Raw genomic sequence first — 18,552 nt, 5'->3', positions numbered from 1 at the left:
CTGGGCGGCCGGGGCCGGCGCGGGCGGCTGCGCCGGGGCCGGTGCCTGCGTCTGGGCCGGCGCCTGGACGGGCGCGGGCGCCGCGGCCTGCGGGAAGGCCGCCCCCGCCACCGCGCCGGCCGGTGGGCCGGACCGCTCCAGGCGGTCGAGCCGGGCCAGGACGGCACGCTGGTCGTCGTACGCGGCGGGCAGGAGGACCCGCGCACAGATGAGTTCGAGCTGGAGGCGCGGCGAGGTGGCGCCGCGCATCTCGGTGAGGCCCTCGTTGACGAGGTCGGCGGCACGGCTCAGCTCGGCCGCCCCGAAGACGGACGCCTGCGCCTGCATCCGCTCGACGACATCGGCGGGCGCGTCGATGAGTCCCTTCTCACCGGCGTCGGGCACCGCCGCGAGGATCACGAGGTCGCGCAGCCGCTCCAGGAGGTCGGCGACGAAGCGGCGCGGGTCGTTGCCGCCCTCGATGACCCGGTCCACGACCTCGAAGGCCGCGGCCCCGTCCCCGGCGGCGAAGGCGTCGACGACCGAGTCGAGCAGCGAACCGTCGGTGTACCCGAGCAGCGAGGTCGCCATGGCATAGGTCACACCGTCCTCACCGGCTCCGGCGAGGAGCTGGTCCATGACGGACATGGAGTCGCGCACGGACCCCGCCCCGGCCCGTACGACGAGCGGCAGGACCCCGTCCTCGACCCGTACGTCCTCCTGCCCGCAGACCGCGCCGAGGTAGTCGCGCAGGGTCCCGGGCGGCACGAGCCGGAAGGGGTAGTGGTGCGTACGCGAGCGGATCGTCCCGATGACCTTCTCGGGCTCGGTCGTCGCGAAGATGAACTTGAGGTGCTCGGGCGGCTCCTCGACGACCTTGAGCAGGGCGTTGAAGCCGGCCGACGTGACCATGTGGGCCTCGTCGATGATGTAGATCTTGTACCGGCTCGACGCGGGCCCGAAGAACGCCTTCTCGCGCAGGTCACGGGCGTCGTCCACGCCACCGTGGGAAGCGGCGTCGATCTCGATGACGTCGATGGAGCCCGGCCCGTTCCTGGCGAGGTCCTGGCAGGACTGGCACACGCCGCAGGGCGTGGGCGTGGGCCCCTGCTCGCAGTTCAGGCAGCGGGCGAGGATGCGGGCGCTGGTCGTCTTGCCGCACCCGCGCGGCCCGCTGAACAGATACGCGTGATTGACCCTGTTGTTGCGCAGGGCCTGCGACAGGGGGTCGGTGACATGCTCCTGCCCGATGACCTCGGCGAAGGTCTCGGGACGGTAGCGGCGGTACAGCGCGAGGGACGACACACCTACGAGGTTATAGGCGCCCACCGACAAACGGCCCCGCACACGACAACGCCCCCCACGCACCCGCCAGAGCCGACCTACCCTTGCTGCCTTCCGGCCCTGGGGGAGTTCAGTCAGATAGCGCCACGTGAGGGGCTGACCGCCACCTTACCCGATCCCCGCACCCAGGATCGAGTTCGCGAGCACTCCCCCACCTCATGTAATGTCTCCTGCGGAGGATTCGCCTAGAGGCCTAGGGCGCACGCTTGGAAAGCGTGTTGGGGGCAACCCCTCACGAGTTCGAATCTCGTATCCTCCGCCAGTGCTCTCACCGGGCAATACGTTGAAGGGCCCCACCGGTTTCGGTGGGGCCCTTCTTCGCGTTCTCAGGCGCCGTTGTCCTGGTTTTTGTCCACAGAGCCCGTGTCGGACGCTCCCCAGATCGCTTCCGCGAGCTTCCGTGCCACGTCCTTCAACATCGCGTCCGGCACGTGGAGATACCGCGCCCGCATCCGCGCGGCGGTCCCCGGTTCCCATCCCATGATCAGGTCGATGACCCGGTCCGGGACGCTCAGGAGCATGAGCACGGTAGCGGCGGTGTGCCGGGCGTCGTGGAGCCGCCCGTCGTGCACACCCGCGTCGTCGAGGAGCCGCTTCCAGTCGTGGTAGTCCGTGTTGGGGCTCAGTGGCCCGCCGAGTGGCTTGGTGAACACGTACGCGGACTCGGTCCACAGGCTCCCCGCTGCCGCCCGCTCCGCCGCCTGGTGCTCCCGGTGGAGCCGCAGCATCGACACGAGAGGGCCGGGCAGCGGGACAGCACGCCGTCCCGCCCGCGACTTGGTGTTCTTCGTCTCACGCCGGGTCTGTACGCGGTCGGGGCAGTAGCCCGGCTTCCGCCCGCACGGCGCGTCCTCTCCGCACCCGTGGGCGTACTTGGGGCGCAGTCGGTTGCGGCGGAGCTTGAGGTACTCGTTCTCCAGGTCCACGTCCGTCCAGCGCAGCCCCAATGTCTCCCCCTGCCGCAGTCCGAGCGCCAGAGCCAGCATCCATCGGGCGCTGTTCCGGCGCTTGTTGACCTGGATCAGGAGGCGCTGAACCTCATCGACGGTGTACGGCTCGACTTCGCAGAGGTTCCCCGGAAAGAGTCGATCGCAGTCCGTCGTGAACTCGATCAACCCTGGTGACCCCGTTGTCCCGATCGTTGTCCAGTTCGCCGACGCTCTCATCCGTCCGCAGGCGTTCACGCATACCCTCTGACCTGCTGCGCGAACATCCATGAACCTCCGCGTACAGCTATAACGAACAGTTGGAAAGCGTGTTGGGGGCAACCCCTCACGAGTTCGAATCTCGTATCCTCCGCCAGTGCCTCACCGGGCAATACGTTGAAGGCCCTGACCTGTTTCGGCTGGTCGGGGCCTTCTTCGCGTGCGGGCCCGGGTGGGCTCGGTCGTGATCATGCGCCGCTGGGGGACTCTTGGTGATCTTCCGTCGCCGTCGCGGCCCGAGGGTCCGCGTTCGGGACTGCCGGGTGGGGTCTTCGCTCGCCTCCCGTCGGGTACGGAGGGTGAGGTCCGCTGGTCTCCGCACGGTCTGGCCCACCGCGGGACACCGCGAGCTGCCTGCTGACGGCGCGTCCGGGACGACTCGCCGGCCTCCCCGGCTCGTGGTCGCGTCAACGCTCGTGTCGGGGAGGCCGGGAATGGGACCGGGGCGGTGTCCAGGGGCCGGGCGACGTCGGTGGTCCGGTCTCGGTCTATCCGTTGCGCGAGTACCAGGCCAGTCCGCGGCGCCAGGCGGTGATTCCCAGTGCCGTTACGGCCGCGGCCACCAGGGGGAAGGCGTACACCAGGGCCTGCGAGAAGGGGACCGTGTCCGTGTGGCCGGTCAGCCAGGCGGCCGGGTAGTAGCCCGCGAAGGCAATCGGGACACCGAAGGTGAACACCGTCTGCAGAATCGTCGGGAAGACGGACAGCGGGTAGTTGCCGAAGGTGCCCGCGGTGTTGTCCAGCCAGAAGAACAGCGACTCGCTGCCACGGAACCGCAGCACGAGTGCGGCGATGTGGAGGTTCAGGCCCAGCTCTGTCACCGTGGCGCACACCATGGCCAGGAGGAGGAACAGCACTGCCCCTGCGGTCCATTCGATGTCAAGCAGGGACAGACAGACGCTGAGCGAGACCGCGGCCACGACCAGGTCGCCCAGTGCGTTGACGGGCGCCTCGTACGTGAACACCTGGAGCAAGGTCGGCGCCGGGCGGGTGCGGAAGGCGTCGAAGCGGCCTTCGCGCAACAGATGCGGGATCAGCCCCAGGTTTCCGAAGAAGAGCATGTACAGGCCGTGGCCCACCATGCGGATGCTGCACACGAGCAGGATCTCGCCGAGCTCCCAGCCGTCCAGTGCGGGGAAGCGGCTGAAGATGACGGTGGCGAAGAGGACCACGGTGATCTGGTAGGTCACACCGTTGGCCACGGCCATCGCGAAGTCCGCGCGATTGGCGAGCTGGCTGCGCAGTCCGGCCCGCAGGATCACCGTGGCCAGCCGCAGTCGGCCGACCGGAACGGCTGGGGTGGGAGCGGCGGAGGTTTTCGTGCGCATCGGATCAGCCACCAAGGACGAGGAGACGGCGGGCGGCGCGGTGCCACATGAAGCGGCCCACCAAGGTCAGCAGCACTCCCCAGAGGGCTTGTTCCGCCAGGAACCAGCCCGCGTCGGCGGCTGCGATGCGCCCGGTGTAGAGCGAGACCGGCACATGGATCGTCGCCGCGAACGGCAGATGCGCGCCGACTGCCCGGAACCAGTCGGGAAAGAACCACAGCGGGACGAGGCCGCCGGACAACAGCAGTTGGGCGAACGCCACCAACCGGTTCACCCCGAAACTGGTGATCGTCCAGAAGCTCGTCAGGTCCACCAGCAGGCCGATCTGGTAGAAGACCACTTGGCCGAGCGCGTACGAGAGGACCGCCACCGCCGTGGCCGTCCAGGTCGGGGGAGCCGTGACGAGTCCGGTGGCCAGGCCGATGGCCAGCCCGGCGCACAGCCAGGCCGTGGCGTAGAGCCCCTCCCCCGCACCACGCCAGGCGCAGTAGCGACGGGCCGCCAGCGGTCGTACGAACCAGAAGACGACTGATCCGTCGCGGATCTTGCTCTGCGCGGTCTCCTGCGAGGCTCCCTCCAGAACGACCCTGCCGGTCCCCATGAGGGTGGCCAGCACCGAGTAGGTAATGGCCTGAGAGGCGTCGAGACCGACCACGGTCTGACTGCTCTCCCCGTACAGCGCGCGCCAGAGCAGCACGTACAAAAAGACCTGGGTGACGATGACGAACGCGGTGGCGACGACGCGCGGCTTGTAGGCCCATTCGGTGCGCGGGACGAGGAGCGCGAGCCGGAAGGCGCGTGGACGCCCGGCTGCCGCGTCCGGGCTCACGCGGCGGGGCGGGGAGGGCAGCGTCATCACCCGGCCCGTCCCGTCACCTTCGGCGCTTCCTCGTGGGAGCGGCCGTAGAGCGTGCGCAGCATGTCCTCGACTCGGGTGCCCTCGTACAGGAGGGAACGCACGGGGTGGGCGGCGAGCAGTTCCGCGGTCACCTCGGTGCGGTCGGAGCCGGGCAGCGGGCGGACGCGCACCGTGGGGCCGTCGGCCGAGACGACCTCGGCGGTCAGCAGCCGCAGCGAGGGCGGCGGCGTCTCGAACTCCACGACGAAGGTGTGCTGGTCTCCGGAGACGGCGGCGAGCCCCTCCCGTGACCCGTCATGGACCACCCGGCCCCGGTCGATGACCACGATCCGCTCGCAGAGCGCCTCGACCTCCCCCATGTCGTGCGTGGTGAGAATGATCGCGTGGTCCCCGGTGGCCGCCAGCCTGGCGAGCAGTGCCCGTACCTGGTCCTTGACCAGGACGTCGAGGCCGACGGTCGGCTCGTCCAGAAAGATGACCTGCGGCCGGTGCAGCAGGGCCGCCGCCAGGTCGCACCTGACGCGTTGGCCGAGGGAGAGGAAGCGGACCGGGGTGTCCCAGAACGGCGACAGCGAGAGAACACCGTCGAGTTCGGCCAGGGTGGAGCGGTAGGCGGGCTCGGCCAGTCCGTGGATGTCCCGCAGGATGTCGAAGGAGACCCGCGCCGGGAGGTCCCACCAGAGCTGGGTGCGCTGCCCGAAGGTGACGCCCATGGTGCGCGCGTTGCGCTCGCGGTCGGCGTACGGGTCCAGGCCCTTGACCCGGACCGTTCCGGTCTCGGGCAGCAGCAGGCCCGTCATCAGCTTGATGAGCGTCGACTTGCCCGCCCCGTTCTGGCCGAGCAGCCCTACGAACTCGCCCTGCCCGACACGGAGATCCACGTCGGCCAGGGCGACGGAGCGTCGCGCCTTCCGCCGTCGCAAGGGCCGTCGGACACTCCATCGGTCCCCCGGGTCGAAGGACCGGAACGTCTTTCCCGCCCCGGCGACGTCGATCACCGGCTCCCGGCCGGTCATGAGGCGGCCCTGCCCGCCGCCTCGAAGCCCCTGAGCACAGCGGTCGTCACCAGCGGCGCGAGCAACTCGCCCACCGCGGGAAGCCACTGGACGGGAACGACCCGCCGCAGCGCCCCCGGTGCGAGGGTGGCCAGCGCGGAACGCGCCGGGAGACGGCCCGGGTCCACCGCCCCGCCCAGGTCGTGCAGCACGGCTCCGAGGGTGAAGGCCGTGGCCCACACCTCGGCGAGCAGGACGTCGCTGACCCGGTCGTGGACCAGGGAACGGTGGGGCAGAACGTCCAGCGCCTCGCGCAGAGGCCCGACGGTCTGCTCGCTCCCGATGCCCCGTTCCAGCAGGGCCTCCTCGGCGGGCCCGCGGCGCCAGCCGTCCGGCGCGGAGTCGTCGCGGGTGTAGACCACGGCCAGCTGCTCCCACCAGCAGAAGTAGGGCACGGCGCTCGGCGTCGGCAGAGTGCTGGAGCCGGGCCCGACCGAGCTCCCCGCATCGAAGGGACCGTAGTTGGCGGAGCTGCGCGGCCCCATGACGTCGTTGCCGACCAGGCTGGGCGGGTTGGCGTGATCCACCGGCTGTACGACCGGGGTGAGCTTCTCGATATCGGTCAGGTGATCGAGAAGGGTGACGTCGTCCGTGGCGTCGGCCACGGTGTGCGCCGCCGCGTACTCCGCGAAGGACCGTGCCCGGGAAGCGGGCAGTACGAGCGCCACGGAAGGCAGGTAGTCGTCGACCACCGGAGCCCAGTCGTGCCCCAACAGGGCGGCGGCACGGACCACGTTGGCGGTGCGTGATCCCCACTCCGCGAACAGGCTGATGGCGGCGTCCGGCCTCGCCGCGACGAGAGCCCCCACCCGTTCGGCGAACCCGGGAGCGAGAATCGCGTCGTCCTGGATCACCAGGTGATGCGTGGCCGAGGGCTCCACCGTCTGCCAGGCGAGACGGGCTGTGCGCAGGGCGGACGAGGGGCCGTCCGGTTCGGGGTCGGTGACGACCACGGCCGCCAGTTCGGGGTGGGCCGCGGACAACCGCTCTGCGGCTGCCTGACGGCGTGGGTGAGCCATGATCACGGTAGAGAGGCTGATCGGGCGGGGTGCGGCAGTCATGGATCAAGGGTTCCGGTCTGACGGGGGGCGGGGGACAGCAGCGGTTCGGGGGATGCGGAGGGTCGCGGCCACCGCGGGCGGGTATCACCGCTCGGTCTTCCCGGACTCCGCGGAGCGCCCGCCGAGGAGTCCTGTCGCGTACCGCAGGGGCCCGAGCCAGTGCAGGACGGGCTGGGCCAGGAACGCGGGCACCAGCCGCAGTCCGCCGGCAGACGGCGACTCGGCCCGCTCCCTGGCACCTTGATGAGCCGCCAGCCAGGACTCCGCCCGGCGCACACACCACAGGGTGTGCGCCACGGTGTAGCCGAGGGCGGCCGCGGTCCAGACGATCAGCTGCGCGTGCGCCTGGGCCAGAGCGAGGACGGTGACCGCGGCGATGACCACGACGGGGCCGGCGAACCACCAGAGGGTGTCGAGGAGTTCCTTGACGAACACTGTCGAGTTCCGTGGTTGGTGGGTCCTCAGGACGGGGTCGGTCAGCAGCCGTCGCAGCCCCGCCAGACTCCCCCTCGCCACGATCGCGTAGGCGTTGCCGAGCGAACGGACGCTCGGGTACCGGTCGACGAGATTGAAGACCGGGAGCACCACCATGCCGGCCCGCGCGGACGAGAGCTTGTAGCCGATGAGGAGGTCGTCGACGGGCTCCTCGTACATACCGATCGCCACGAGCGTGTCGTGACGCACGAAGAGGCCGGCACCCACGCCGTACACCACCGGTTCGGCGACGGCCGCGAGGCCGGAGGGAAGTCCGGACCCGGCGATCCGGGCGCACGCCCGGATGCGGTGGGCCTCGACACCGGCCCGGCGGCGCAGATCGGCCAGGGCATGGGCGCGCAGCAGTACGTCCTCGCGCCCCCGCCGGGCGGCGTGCGGGCGCCGGAGCTGGAGCGGCAGTTGCTGGATCAGTTCGGGCGGGTGTCCGGAAGGCACCCGGGCGGCGTGCGCCACATGCCAGAGGGTGGTGCTGTCCGGCTGGGAGTCGGCGTCGTACAGACCGACGTAGGTCATGGCGGGCACGGCGTCCGGGGGCAGCAGGTGCGGAAGCTGTTCGACGGCGTGCACCAGCTGGCTGCTCTTGGCTCCCTCGGCGGTGTGGTGCAGGTGGTGCAGGCTCGCTCCGGGGTTTTCCGCTGCCAGCAGGGGCAGGAGGGACCGGGCGATCTCGCGCGTGGTGGGGACCGCGCCGACTTCCGCGCGGAGGGCGGCGGCGGGGTCCGCCGCCGCGCGCACGCGCGCGGCGACCGCGGCGGCCCTCGCGGAGGGGACGAGTCCACTCAGCCGCACCGACGCGCGGGCGGCGTCCTCGGCCAGGGCCGTGGCCAGGGCGGGCAAACGGCCGAGGGCGGCCTCCCGTTCGCGTTCCTCGCGTTCGGTGGTGACCACCACGATGTGGAGGAGGTCCCGTGGGTAGTCGAGGCCGAGCGCGCCGCGCACGACCTCCTCCAGCAGGTCCTGCTCACGCAGGGCGGGCACCAGGAGCACGACATGGGGCGCCGGGCCGTCCTCCGGCGGGCGTACGGCCCGGCGTCGGAGGTCGAGGGCCCGCGCCGTCCACGCGGCGCGGGCGGTGAGCAGAGCCCCCCACAGGAGGACCGCCCACAGGACGGCCAGAGCGATCATCGTCATGCGGGCCCCACCGGTGTGTCACCGACCGTCAGGAGCCGCAGGCCGCCGCGGGTGGCGCCGGTCTCACGCAGCCTCCCCACCAGCGGGCCGAGACGCTCGGCCCAGGCCACGACGTCGGCGGGCACCAGGCGTTCGGGCTCACCGACCGCAATGCCGCGCAGCAGAGCGCCCAGCCGCGTTCCCAGGGACAGGGGGATCTCGGTGGTGAGCGTCCGCGCCCCGCCCACCTCCGCGAGGTCCACCCGCAGGACGCCGTCGGCGAGTGACGGTTCCACCCGGACCAGGCCGAGCTCCGCCGAGCGGGCGAGGAGCGGTCCGGTGTTCTCCAGCAGGAGCGTCGCCGGGACGGCGGAGCGGTGGTGCACGCCGCCGCTCATCTCGACGATCGTGTCGAAGAACCTGTTGGGGAACCTGCGGTACTGACCGCGCAGCAGGTGGCGGCGGCGGGGCAGGGCGGGATCGGCGTGCCGCGCGGTCCGTACGATCCGGGGCGGTGCGGCGTCGTCGGTCAGGGTGAGGCGCAGCTCGAACGAGGTGTCCAGGGAGAAGGAGTAGTCGTCCCCCTGCCGCCGCACACTGCGCGCGTCCTTGCCGATCTTGACGACGATGCCCGTGGTGAACACCTGGACCTCGTCGTTGTGCCAGCGGTCACCGTACTTGTACTCGGCGGACCGGAACGAGCCGTCGGCGTGGAAGTTCGCCAGCACCACGGGGATGTCGGGCGTACGGGTCGGGCCGAAGTGGGCGAAGTGGGCGGCCCCCACCAGGGAGAGCTTCTGCTGGTGGCGGTCGAGCACTTCCAGGGACCACTCTTCGGGACTGACCACTCCGAACAGCTCGTTGGCGAACGGGCGGTCGAGGTCGGGAGCGTAGATGTGCGGACCGTTCCCTGCGCCGTCGTCACCCCAGGGCCGGCTCTGCACCTGCTCGCCGAGTTCGGCCCTGGACTGGAAGGTGTGGAAGGAGTACGCGTGCGGGTAGTCGTCGGGGTCGCGGCGCTGCGGCGGGTGCACGACGAGGTGGCGCAGGCAGGCGCTGGAGGAGCGCAGGGAGCGCAGCTGCGCCGGGACCGCGCCGGGTTCAGCGGCCGGCCGGGGCGGCTCCCGGTCGGCCGCCGGCCGCCGCTGGACGGCGGGGGCCGCCGGGACGGGCCGGGTCAGCGCCGATGCCAGGTGCGCGGCGAAGCCCTCGATGTGGGCCGACGTCATGTGCGGCATCGCGTAGAAGTGGTGGAAGAGCCGGTCGACGACCCGCCCGTCCTCGGCCCGCCAGGGAAGCCTGTTGCCGACGAGGCGGTAGTGCTCGGTGAGTTCCCTGGGCAGTTTCCCGTCGTCCGCGGAGAACCCGACGACCAGGACGGTGTTGCCCGGCGACGGCTTCGTCAGTGCGCCGGGGTCCACCGCGCGGATGGCCTCGGCAAGCTCGTCGCGCAGCTCCAGGCAGCGGCGGAACGTCTTCCGGTACCCCTCGGCGGCGACGCCGAAGACCAGCGACCAGAGCGCCGCGGCCATGGCTCCGGAGCGGGACCCGGTGATGGTCTCGTCGATGAATCCGGACATCGGCGCCGCTACGGCACCGTGCCCGAGCAGACCCTTCCGGCACAGGAAGACGCCGCAGCTGTACGGCATCAGGCCGGACTTGTGGGGGTCGAGCACCACGGAGTGGACATGAGGGTTGCGGAAGTCGAAGGGCGTGGCGGGCGCGGTGAACGGCAGGATCATGCCGCCGTGGGCGGCGTCCACGTGGTGGAAGGACGCCGGCCCCGTCCCGTCGGCCACCCGCCGGCCGAGCAGAGCGGCGATCTCGTCGACCGGGTCGACCAGACCGGTGTTGTAGTAGCCGGCCGTGGTCACCACGATCACGCCGGTCCGCTGGTTTTCGTCCCCCGCCGCCGTGTCCTGGGCGGCCAGTTCGTCGAGGGCGCCGGCCACGGATTCCGCGTCCCACACCCACGAGGGGCCCACGGGACAGGTCACGAGCTCCAGATCGAGGATCTCCGCCGCCTTGGCCACCGAGTGGTGGGCCAGGTGCGAGGTGAGGACGACGACCCGGGTGGCTCCACCGGCGCGGAGGGCGTTGCGGCCGATGCGCAGTCCGGCGAGCGTCCCCTCGTTGGCGCCGCCGGTCAGGTACCCGTCGGCGGAGTCGGCGTGCAGCAGCCCGCCGAGCGCCAGCACCGCCTCGCGCTCCAGGCGGCGCGTGCCGCGGACCCCGTCGCCGAAACGGGTGTGCACACCGACGTTGTTCGCGTTGCGGGCCACGAACCGCTCGTGGCCGAGCAGGGCCAGCGGGTGCGGGGCGGTCATGGCGAAGCCCAGGCGTACCGGCTCGTCGTCGCCGTGCCAGTCGGGAACCTCCGCCAGCCGGGCGTCCAGGATGTCGTGGAGGGTCCCCGGGTCGAGCGGCAGGGAGGGGAAGGGGTCGGTCTCCGTCGACCCGTCCTCGAGATCGGGCATCAGCGTCCCTCCCCGCGCAAGGTGCAGCGGAGCACCGCACGTGGCCCGACATCGAGCTGTCGCACGTAGTCGTGCACCGTGCCCTCGGGGGTCAGTCCCTCGTCGGCGAAGGCGCGGAGTACGCGGTCCGGGGGGAGCAGCGTCATCGGCACCCCGTCGGGGAGCAGGTACCGGCCCTCGGCGCCGTCCTGGCGCAGTCGGGGGTCGAGGACCCGCGAGGTGAAGCAGTTCAGCGCGAGCAGTCCGCCCGGACGCAGTACCCGGGCGATCTCGCTCACCGCGGCGCTCCACTGCGCGTGGTCCACGGCGTTGTGCAGCACGCCGTAGCAGACGATCAGTGCGAAGGACGCGTCCGGGGCGTCGATGGCGTGGGCCGCTCCCTGCCGGACGTCGACCTGTTCCCCGAACTCGCCGGTGCGGGCGCGGGTGGCTTCGACCATGCCGGAGTGCAGGTCCAGGGCGACCGTGGTGAAGCCCCGGCGCAGGAGGGCCAGGGTGTTGCGGCCGCCCCCGCAGCCGAGATCGAGCGCGACCCCTTCGACGGGTGTCTGCCGCAACAGCTCGATCAGGTAGGGCTGGGCGTCGAGCGCGCTGAACCCGGCGACCGTCTCCGGGGAGTTCCAGTACTCCGCGGCCAGCTCGGAGGATGTCTCGGTACGCGTCATCGGGGGAGCTCCGTCTCCTCGTAGGTGCCGTTGTGCGGACGGGCGTGCGTGACGTCCATGCCCAGGTCCGCGAAGCGCTCCGCGCAGTGGTCCGGGCGGTCGGTGAGCACGAAGAAGGCGGGACCGACGGAGGACAGGGACAGCATGGTCGCGGCTCCCTCGTGCCACAGCGGTTCCAGGTTTTTGGCCAGATCGGTGAGTCCGGGGTGGGTGAAGGAACAGTTCTCGATGCTGCCCATCCGGAACCGGTAGTCGAAGACGAGCGAGCCGAGGGGACCGAGGTCCCCCCGGCGTGCGGCGGGCATGGCCTCGTGGAGCATGCGAAAGGCGATGGTGGGCGCCCACCGCTCGCCCGTCGCGCGGAACTGGCCGAACTTCTCGGCCTCTGCGGCCATCAGCTCGTCGGTCGGGCGCAGGTCCCAGTCCGAGGGGACGCCGATGACCAGGGAGAGCCGCTCGGGCACGGGCACGGTGAGCACGACGGTGCTGCGGCCCGCGACGATCTGGATGCCACCGTCGTACAGCCCCGAGGCGGCCGAGCCTCCGATGCACTGCACCGGGATCAACAGGCCCGGGAGTGTGCCGTGTTCCTCTCCGTGGTTGGAGGTGAGGTAGGGCAGGAGGTCGCCGCGGTCCACGGGGTTGCCGTAGAGGTGGTTGACGGCCGTGGCGACAGCGGCGATCAGGCTGCTGCTCGACCCGAACCCGGCGTGCACGGGCAGTGGATCGCTTTCCACCCGGATCGCCAGGTCGCAGTCGACCCCCAGCGCGGAGCACATGATGCGGGCGGCGTGCTCGACGAGTTCGGGTCTGCGGACCGCCGGGTCGACGACGAGTCCGGTCCCGGGCTCCAGCCGCCGGACGCGGACGTGATGGAACCGGGCGACGGAGAGGACGAGTTCACCGGCGTCGTAGAGGAGGTTGCGGTCGTCGGCTATCGCCCCGGGCTGCAGTGCCATGGCGTTGAGCCGGGTCGGGTAGCGGATGGCGGTCTCGTCCCGCGGCTCGGCCCCGCGGGGCGAGGCGGCCAGCGGATGATGGACGGTGCCGGGGATGAACGGTTCGAACATGCTGCCCCCTAGGCAGTGGTCCGTGCGGGCGACTCGGGCACCGTGGCCAGGAGCCGCTGGCGGCCGATGGTGAGTTCCGCCAGGTGATCGAGGGAGTCGGTGGTGTAGCCGCCACTGCCCAGCGAGCCGGACGGGCGGATGCTCATGTTGGCCTTGGCCAGACGCAGGTGGGGCAGCCGGAAGCGCAGCACCTCGTGCATCAGCCCGCGCAGTGCCCGGATGGCGTTCCTCGCCCGGGTGTCCGCGCCACCTGCGCGCCCGGCCTCCTCGACGAGGCGGGGCAGCAACGGACGGTGCCGGCCGGCGGCGGAACCGATCGCTCGGTAGGAGGCCGGGAGGTAGCCGATGTTCTCGGCGAGATAGCCCTCGTACCACTCCTCCAGGGGCTCGCCCGGTTCCGGGCGGAGCAGGAGGATGTCGACCAGTATCGGTGTCATCTGGGCGCCTCCCGGAGCGAAGAGCACCTCGCCCCCGACGGTCATCGGAGGAAAGTAGGGGCGCAGTTCGTAGGAGAAGCACTCCGGTGTGACCTCGCGCTTGACCTGGAGCAGGGCCTGCGCGAAGGTCTCGAAGCCCTCGGTGGCGGTGTCCAGCAAGGCAGGCAGTTCCGGGTCGTCGGCGGCGAGCGGCAGTGCCTCGACCAGCGCGTCGATGGCGGGGCGCAGCGCGATCCCCGCACGGCGCACCTCCCGGATGAAGAGCGCCTCCTCGGGTATCTCGGAGAAGGACCTGGTGCCCTGCTCCGGGTTGCGAAGGGCGTAGGTGTAGACGCTGTCCCGGGGGACCTCGTCAGCGATCCCGCCCAGTTTCAGCAGGGTCTGCTCGGCGCCTTCCACCGTGCGGTAGTCGACGCCGTGCCGCTCCAGCGAGGCCAGAGCGAAACCGAGGTCGCGCAGGGCGGCACTGGCGGTGGGGATGTCGTGTACCGCTTCGCCGACTCTGCTCAGCCAGAGGCGGCCGAGACGAGCGATCTCCTCCGTCGCGGCGTCCCGGTTCAGCAGGGGCAGGCGGAAGATGTCGGGAGCGGTGCCGAGTGGGTCCAGCGCGGCCACGTGCTGGTCCAGGGCGCGCATGCGCGGGGCAAGACTCAAGGGACGCGACCTCCTGGTCGTGTTGAGCGCGTGTCGTGTTCGCCTCGCTCGTCGGTACCGGGCGCGATCGCCTTCGATGGCGTGCCACAGTGCCCCGGCGCCGGGTGCGGCGGTGGGAGTGCGAGGCGTCGGTCGGGAGAGGACGGGGTGACCCGGTGGCCTCAGAGCACGGGAATCAGTTCGTCCAGCGTCCGGACCCGTCGGGCGACGGGGACCGGCGGGGTTGCCGAGTGGTCGGCTCCGGTGGCCCATACCACCGGCAGGCCGGCGGCGTGGGCGGCGGTGAGCCCGGCGTAGGAGTCCTCGACGGCGAGACCCCAGGAAGGGGGACCGCCGCTGTGTCTCACCGCGTGCAGATAGGTGTCCGGCGCGGGCTTGGCCTTCGTTCCGGCGTCGGCGCAGCTGACAGGGGTGAACCAGTCGAGAATGCCGAGTCGGCGCAGGTGACTCTCGACCCAGTCACGGGAGTTGCCCGAAGCGACGGCCGTCCGATGGCCGCGTGAGCGGCAGTGGCGGAGAAAGGAGAGCACCCCGGGCATCAGGTCCGCCCGGGAGGAGAGCGCCAGGTTCTCCCGCTCGAACGTCTCCCAGAGCGAACAGGCTCGATCGAGTCCCACCGAGGCGTCCAGCGCGACCCGCAGCTCAGTGCGATCGAGCGTTCCGTCGGGACGCACCGGGAGGTCGAGCGGCTTCGGCAGTCCGGACCGCAGCAACCGCCGCCACACGCTGACAGCGATGTGCTCCGTGTCCAGGAGTACCCCGTCGAAATCCAGGACGATCACGCCCCGCGTCCCACGGTGATCAAGCCCAGCCAACATGTGTATCCCCCCGGTACATGTTGTGCGATCGGCTTGCCGCCGATCGGTCCCGCCCGGCTGGGAGAGGTCGGCTCCCCGTTGGTCTGGACCAAAGCTGAGGCTAGACGCGGCACCCGCTCTCCGCAAGCAATCAACGCGTCAGCCGGTTTATCCGGCCATGAACAGCCGGGTCTCGGCCATTGACGCGGGCGCGCCCCGGAGCCGGACGCCGAAGGGCCGCCCGCTTGCCGTGGGTGTCCTTCGGCGTGGGGGGAGGGGCAGTGGGCCGGTGGTCAGGGGCGCGACGGCGACTCGTGGGCAGCGGCCGGGTTCCGTCGGCTTGCTGGCGGGAGCGGCGGGTTCTTCACCAGCCCTCCAGTAGTTGCTCCTCGGTTTTCTCCGCGGGGTTGTCTTCCTCCTCCGACTCGTTCAGTTCGAACCAGACGGTTTTGCCCTCGGGTTCGGGGCGGACGCCCCAGGCGGAGGCGAGGAGGTCGAGGAGGACGAGGCCGCGGCCGGAGGAGGCGAGTTCGCCGGGGGCCTGCTGGTGGGGGAGTTCGTCGCCCTGGTCGGTGACCTCGACGCGGAGGTGGCGGGTGCCGGGATGGCCGAGGAGGCGGGCGCCGAGGGCGGCGGACTGGTCGGTGTGGACGAGGACGTTGCCGAGGAGTTCGGAGGTGAGGAGGACCGCCGTGTCCACCTGGTCCTGGCGGGCCCAGTCGTGGAGGAGGAGGCGGAGTTCCTCGCGGGCCTCGGCGAGGCCCTCGGGGCGGTCCTGGCGCAGGGTGAGGACGAGGCGGCGTTCGGGGATCGCTCCCGTGCCCTGCTCGGGGTGGGCGTCGCGGCGCAGGAGGACGAGGGCGATGTCGTCGCCGCCGTGCGCGGGGGCGGCCTCCGGGTCGGGGGTCTCGATGGTGTCGAGGAGGCGGTCGGCCATGCCCTCCAGGTCGCCGGGGTCGGCCTCGGCGAGCGCGTCGCGCAGCCGGACCCAGCCGGTGAACATGTCGTCGCCGCCGTTCTCGATGAGCCCGTCGGTGCAGAGCATCAGGATCTCGCCGGGGTCGAGTTCGACGAGGTCGACGGGGTAGTCGTTGGCGCCGCCGAGCAGGCCGAGGGGGAGTCCGCCCCGTACGTGCTTGATCAGGCACGTGCCGTCCGGCAGGCGCAGGACGGGGTGGGGGTGGCCCGCGCGGGCGAGCATCAGGACGCCGCTGGCGGGGTCGGCCTCGACGTAGAGGCAGGTCGCGAAGCGGTCCTCGTCGAGGGCGGCGAGGAAGCGCGAGGTGCGGGCGAGGATCGCGTCGGGGCCGTGGCCCTCGGCGGCGTAGGCGTGGACGGCCGTGCGCAGTTGCGACATGAGGCCCGCCGCGTGGACGTCGTGGCCCTGCACGTCGCCGACCACGCAGGCGATCTTCCCGCCCGGTAGCTGGATCACGTCGTACCAGTCGCCGCCGACCACGAGCCCGCCGCCGGTCGGCACGTACCGGTTCGCGACGCTCAGGCCCTTGCGGACACCGCCGGCCGCCGCGCCCATGCTGGAGCGCAGACCGCGCGAGAGGGCGAGTTCGGCGGCGCCGGTGCGGGAGCGTTCGAGCGCGCTGGTGAGGAGGGCCGCCGCGGTACGGAGCAGGGCGCGGTCAGCGGCGGTGAAGACGCGCGGGGCGCCGAAGGCGGCGAGCCAGACGCCCTTGACCTGGCCGCCCGTCACGAGCGGCAGGAAGGCCCATGCCTCGCGGCCTCTGCGCGAGGTGAGGCGCCACATCGCCGGGTAGCCGCGCGCGTACGCCTCCGGGGATTCGAGCCAGACGGCGCGGCCGGTGTGCGCGACCTCCGTGGCCGGGTGGCGGGTGCTCAGCGGCATCCGCAGCTCGCCGCTGTCCGTCTGGCCGGGGGCGCGGTAGCCGGACTGGCCCTCGGCGTGCAGGAAGTTCTCGCCGACGCCGAAGACGATCTGCCCGTTGAGGTCGAAGCCCCGTTCGTCGCGGAGCCGGGCGGTGACGCGGAGGGCCTCGTCCATCGTGACCGTCTCGGCCAGCTCGTGGCCCGTGGCGAGGAGGGCCGCGGCACGGGAAGGGATGGGGTGCGGCGGGGGCGGGGGTTGCGGGAGGGGTGTGTCGAGGGGGCGCTCCGGGTCATGGACGTGCGTGCTGTCGTTCTTGGTCCAGGTGGGGTCGGGCTCGCCCTTCTCCTTGCCGGCGTGGGTGCGGCGGGGGGCTTCGAGTGCGTTGAGGCGGTCGATCTGGGCGCGTTCGGCGGCGCGGTGTCCCTCTTCCGGGTCCTGGCCGCCGGGCGGCGTCGTTCCGCCTCCGCTTCCGGTCACCGTGCCCGCCTCTCGCCGTCCCGCTACGGGTCCGGGGCGGCCATCGCGTGGGGGACGTACCGGCCCGTTCTCCCCATCATCGGGGGGATGCGGGCCGGGTGCCGTCCGGGAGGGGGCCGATCGGGGGTACGGGGGCCCTAAGAGTCCCGGGCGCTCATTCGCCCGTACCGGCCGTGAAGGGGCCCACGCGCGGGACGCTCGCCTTGCCCGTGTTGCTCACCGGGCCGCCGTTCCACGCGGCCTTGAGGTAGTCCCGCTCGTCGGGCGGGGTGAGGCGGATCGCGGCCGGGGTGATGGTCGTGACGCCGGTGGCGCGGGGGTTGGTGTAGGTCAGCGGGGACCAGGCGCTCTTGCCGGGGGTGAGGGAGACGCGTTCCTTGGTGCCGGGGGCGCGTTCCGGGTCCACGGTGACCTGCTCGCCCGCGTCGTTGACGAAGGCGAGGCCCGGGTAGCCGTAGACGGTGCAGGTGCGGGACGAGGTGTTGGTGAGGACGAGCGCGAAGCCCTCCTGACCGGCGCCGGGATGGTTGTCGCCGACGCGCACGGAGAGTTCCGAGGTGTGGCACTGGGTGCTCGGGGCGGGCTTCGGGTCGGAGCCCTTGTCGCTCGTGCCCGTGCCGCCGCCGGTCTTGGTGCCGCCGCCGCTCTTGGCATCGCCGTCGCCCGTGCTCTGCTTCCCGCTGGGCGCGGACGTCTCGTCGCCGGGGGTCGCGGGGGCGCTCGCGCCCTTGCCCTTGTCGTCGTCCGGGGTGGGGGCGGTCTGGTCGCCCGGCAGCGGTGCGGCCTGGCTGTCGACCTTCTGCGTGGCGTCCGTCCCGCTCCCGTCGTTGCCGCCGCAGGCGGTGAGGAGCAGGGCCGCGGCGGCGAGCGCCGCGGCCGTCGTGCCCGCCCGGCGGGCCTTCGTGTTCTTCCCGGTGGTGGTGCGCATGGTGGTCTCCGCGTCGTGTGGGGGGCTTCGCTGCGTACGGACCGCTTACGTACTCCTTCGATGCGTGGTCACCGGGAAAGGTTCACGGCCGTTCGGTGCTTTTTCCCGTGGCGGCCAGTTCCAGCCCGTTCAGCACTTTCTTCGTCGTCCCGTCGCAGGCGTCCCTGCCCTCCGCGCAGCGGATCTGCACGTAGGCGCCGCGGGTGCCGCCGTCCTTCGCGGCCCTCGGGGTGAGGGCGATCTCGGAGAGGCGGTGGCTGCCCGCGCAGCCCGTCCAGGTGCGTACGACTCCTTTCCACCCGCCCTCGTCCCATGCCTTCTCGTCCGGCTGGCGGCAGTCGCTGTGGCGCAGGGCCTCGACGGCGGCCGTGAGGGGGGCGGCGCCCTTCGTGCCGAGGTCGACGGCGCCCGCGAAGACCCCGTTGACACCGCTGTCCGGGTCGGACCAGTCCGACACCTTCGTGGCGACCGTGAGGCCAGGCTCCTTCGCGGCGGGCAGGCCGATCGCGGCGGGGTCCCAGCCGCCGTCGGCGTATTCGCGCGCCCAGGCGGTGGGGACGGTGAGGCGCAGGTCGCCGGTGGCGTCGGCGATGCGGCGGGTGGTGGTGCCCTTGCCCGCGCTGCCGTCGCCGCCGCCGCCGCTCTCGTGGAGCGCGAGCGCGGTGCCTGCGGCGGCGAGGGCGAGGACGCTGAGAGTGACCAGGAGGTGGCGGGGGCCGAAGCGACGGCGGGCGGGCGCGGCCTCCGGCGGGGCGGGGGAGGACGGGG

Annotated in this window: 13 protein-coding genes, 1 tRNA gene, 1 other RNA gene and 2 pseudogenes; 1 reads left to right on the top strand and 16 read right to left on the bottom strand. The window is 72.0% G+C overall.

What is annotated here, in order from left to right; translation table 11 throughout:
- On the bottom strand, positions 1 to 1,284 hold a 1,284-nt coding region (locus IF99_RS0127730), incomplete at its 3' end, for a DNA polymerase III subunit gamma and tau (RefSeq protein ID WP_031000670.1).
- 44 nt (positions 1,285 to 1,328) lie between these two features.
- An RNA gene (gene ffs, locus IF99_RS32995) (signal recognition particle sRNA small type) lies at positions 1,329 to 1,423 on the bottom strand.
- Positions 1,424 to 1,497: 74 nt separating this feature from the next.
- Here ffs and IF99_RS0127725 point away from each other — a divergent pair.
- Positions 1,498 to 1,585 (top strand) — tRNA-Ser (locus tag IF99_RS0127725).
- A 64-nt stretch (positions 1,586 to 1,649) separates the two neighbouring features.
- Here IF99_RS0127725 and IF99_RS0127720 read toward each other — a convergent pair.
- The 14 genes and pseudogenes from IF99_RS0127720 to IF99_RS0127655 form a co-directional block, all read right to left on the bottom strand.
- Positions 1,650 to 2,387: pseudogene (locus IF99_RS0127720) on the bottom strand (tyrosine-type recombinase/integrase); the annotation flags it as partial.
- A gap of 629 nt (positions 2,388 to 3,016) precedes the next feature.
- On the bottom strand, positions 3,017 to 3,856 hold the full coding sequence (locus IF99_RS0127715; RefSeq protein ID WP_051703723.1) for an ABC transporter permease: 840 nt from the start codon (positions 3,854 to 3,856) through the stop codon (positions 3,017 to 3,019).
- Positions 3,857 to 3,860: 4 nt separating this feature from the next.
- Positions 3,861 to 4,712, bottom strand: coding sequence for an ABC transporter permease (locus IF99_RS0127710; protein ID WP_158716668.1), 852 nt, complete (start codon positions 4,710 to 4,712; stop codon positions 3,861 to 3,863).
- Positions 4,712 to 5,638 carry an ABC transporter ATP-binding protein gene (locus tag IF99_RS0127705; RefSeq protein WP_051703721.1) on the bottom strand — a complete coding sequence of 309 codons (927 nt, stop codon included), beginning with the start codon at positions 5,636 to 5,638 and terminating at the stop codon, positions 4,712 to 4,714. The genes IF99_RS0127710 and IF99_RS0127705 overlap by 1 nt, the downstream gene beginning before the upstream one ends.
- An 89-nt stretch (positions 5,639 to 5,727) precedes the next feature.
- Positions 5,728 to 6,831 (bottom strand): hypothetical protein, encoded by a 1,104-nt coding sequence (locus IF99_RS0127700; RefSeq protein ID WP_158716667.1) that lies wholly within the window; start codon positions 6,829 to 6,831, stop codon positions 5,728 to 5,730.
- 84 nt (positions 6,832 to 6,915) lie between these two features.
- Positions 6,916 to 8,457 carry a hypothetical protein gene (locus tag IF99_RS0127695; RefSeq protein WP_031000657.1) on the bottom strand — a complete coding sequence of 514 codons (1,542 nt, stop codon included), beginning with the start codon at positions 8,455 to 8,457 and terminating at the stop codon, positions 6,916 to 6,918.
- Complete coding sequence (locus IF99_RS35515) at positions 8,454 to 10,913, bottom strand: pyridoxal-dependent decarboxylase (RefSeq protein WP_031000655.1); 2,460 nt, start codon at positions 10,911 to 10,913, stop codon at positions 8,454 to 8,456. Before IF99_RS35515 ends, IF99_RS0127695 begins: the two co-directional genes overlap by 4 nt.
- The gene (locus IF99_RS31755; RefSeq protein WP_051703719.1) at positions 10,913 to 11,578 is read right to left on the bottom strand and encodes a class I SAM-dependent methyltransferase; all 666 of its coding nucleotides are present in this window, start codon (positions 11,576 to 11,578) and stop codon (positions 10,913 to 10,915) included. Before IF99_RS31755 ends, IF99_RS35515 begins: the two co-directional genes overlap by 1 nt.
- Positions 11,575 to 12,648, bottom strand: a complete 1,074-nt coding sequence (locus IF99_RS0127680; RefSeq protein ID WP_031000651.1) for a hypothetical protein — start codon at positions 12,646 to 12,648, stop codon at positions 11,575 to 11,577. Before IF99_RS0127680 ends, IF99_RS31755 begins: the two co-directional genes overlap by 4 nt.
- A gap of 8 nt (positions 12,649 to 12,656) precedes the next feature.
- The gene (locus IF99_RS0127675; RefSeq protein ID WP_158716666.1) at positions 12,657 to 13,739 is read right to left on the bottom strand and encodes a monodechloroaminopyrrolnitrin synthase PrnB family protein; all 1,083 of its coding nucleotides are present in this window, start codon (positions 13,737 to 13,739) and stop codon (positions 12,657 to 12,659) included.
- A 161-nt stretch (positions 13,740 to 13,900) separates the two neighbouring features.
- On the bottom strand, positions 13,901 to 14,521 hold the full coding sequence (locus IF99_RS0127670) for an HAD family hydrolase (RefSeq protein ID WP_051703718.1): 621 nt from the start codon (positions 14,519 to 14,521) through the stop codon (positions 13,901 to 13,903).
- 379 nt (positions 14,522 to 14,900) lie between these two features.
- Positions 14,901 to 16,856, bottom strand: coding sequence for an ATP-binding SpoIIE family protein phosphatase (locus IF99_RS0127665; RefSeq protein WP_234340888.1), 1,956 nt, complete (start codon positions 16,854 to 16,856; stop codon positions 14,901 to 14,903).
- A gap of 154 nt (positions 16,857 to 17,010) precedes the next feature.
- Complete coding sequence (locus tag IF99_RS0127660; protein ID WP_031000643.1) at positions 17,011 to 17,784, bottom strand: DUF4232 domain-containing protein; 774 nt, start codon at positions 17,782 to 17,784, stop codon at positions 17,011 to 17,013.
- A gap of 82 nt (positions 17,785 to 17,866) precedes the next feature.
- Positions 17,867 to 18,552, bottom strand: a pseudogene (locus IF99_RS0127655) (hypothetical protein); the annotation flags it as partial.

The sequence above is a fragment of the Streptomyces sp. NRRL F-5630 genome (assembly GCF_000719475.1).
In the GTDB taxonomy this organism is placed as follows: domain Bacteria; phylum Actinomycetota; class Actinomycetes; order Streptomycetales; family Streptomycetaceae; genus Streptomyces.
Note: the sequence above shows the minus strand (reverse complement) of the source record. Positions and strands in the feature narration are given on the sequence as shown.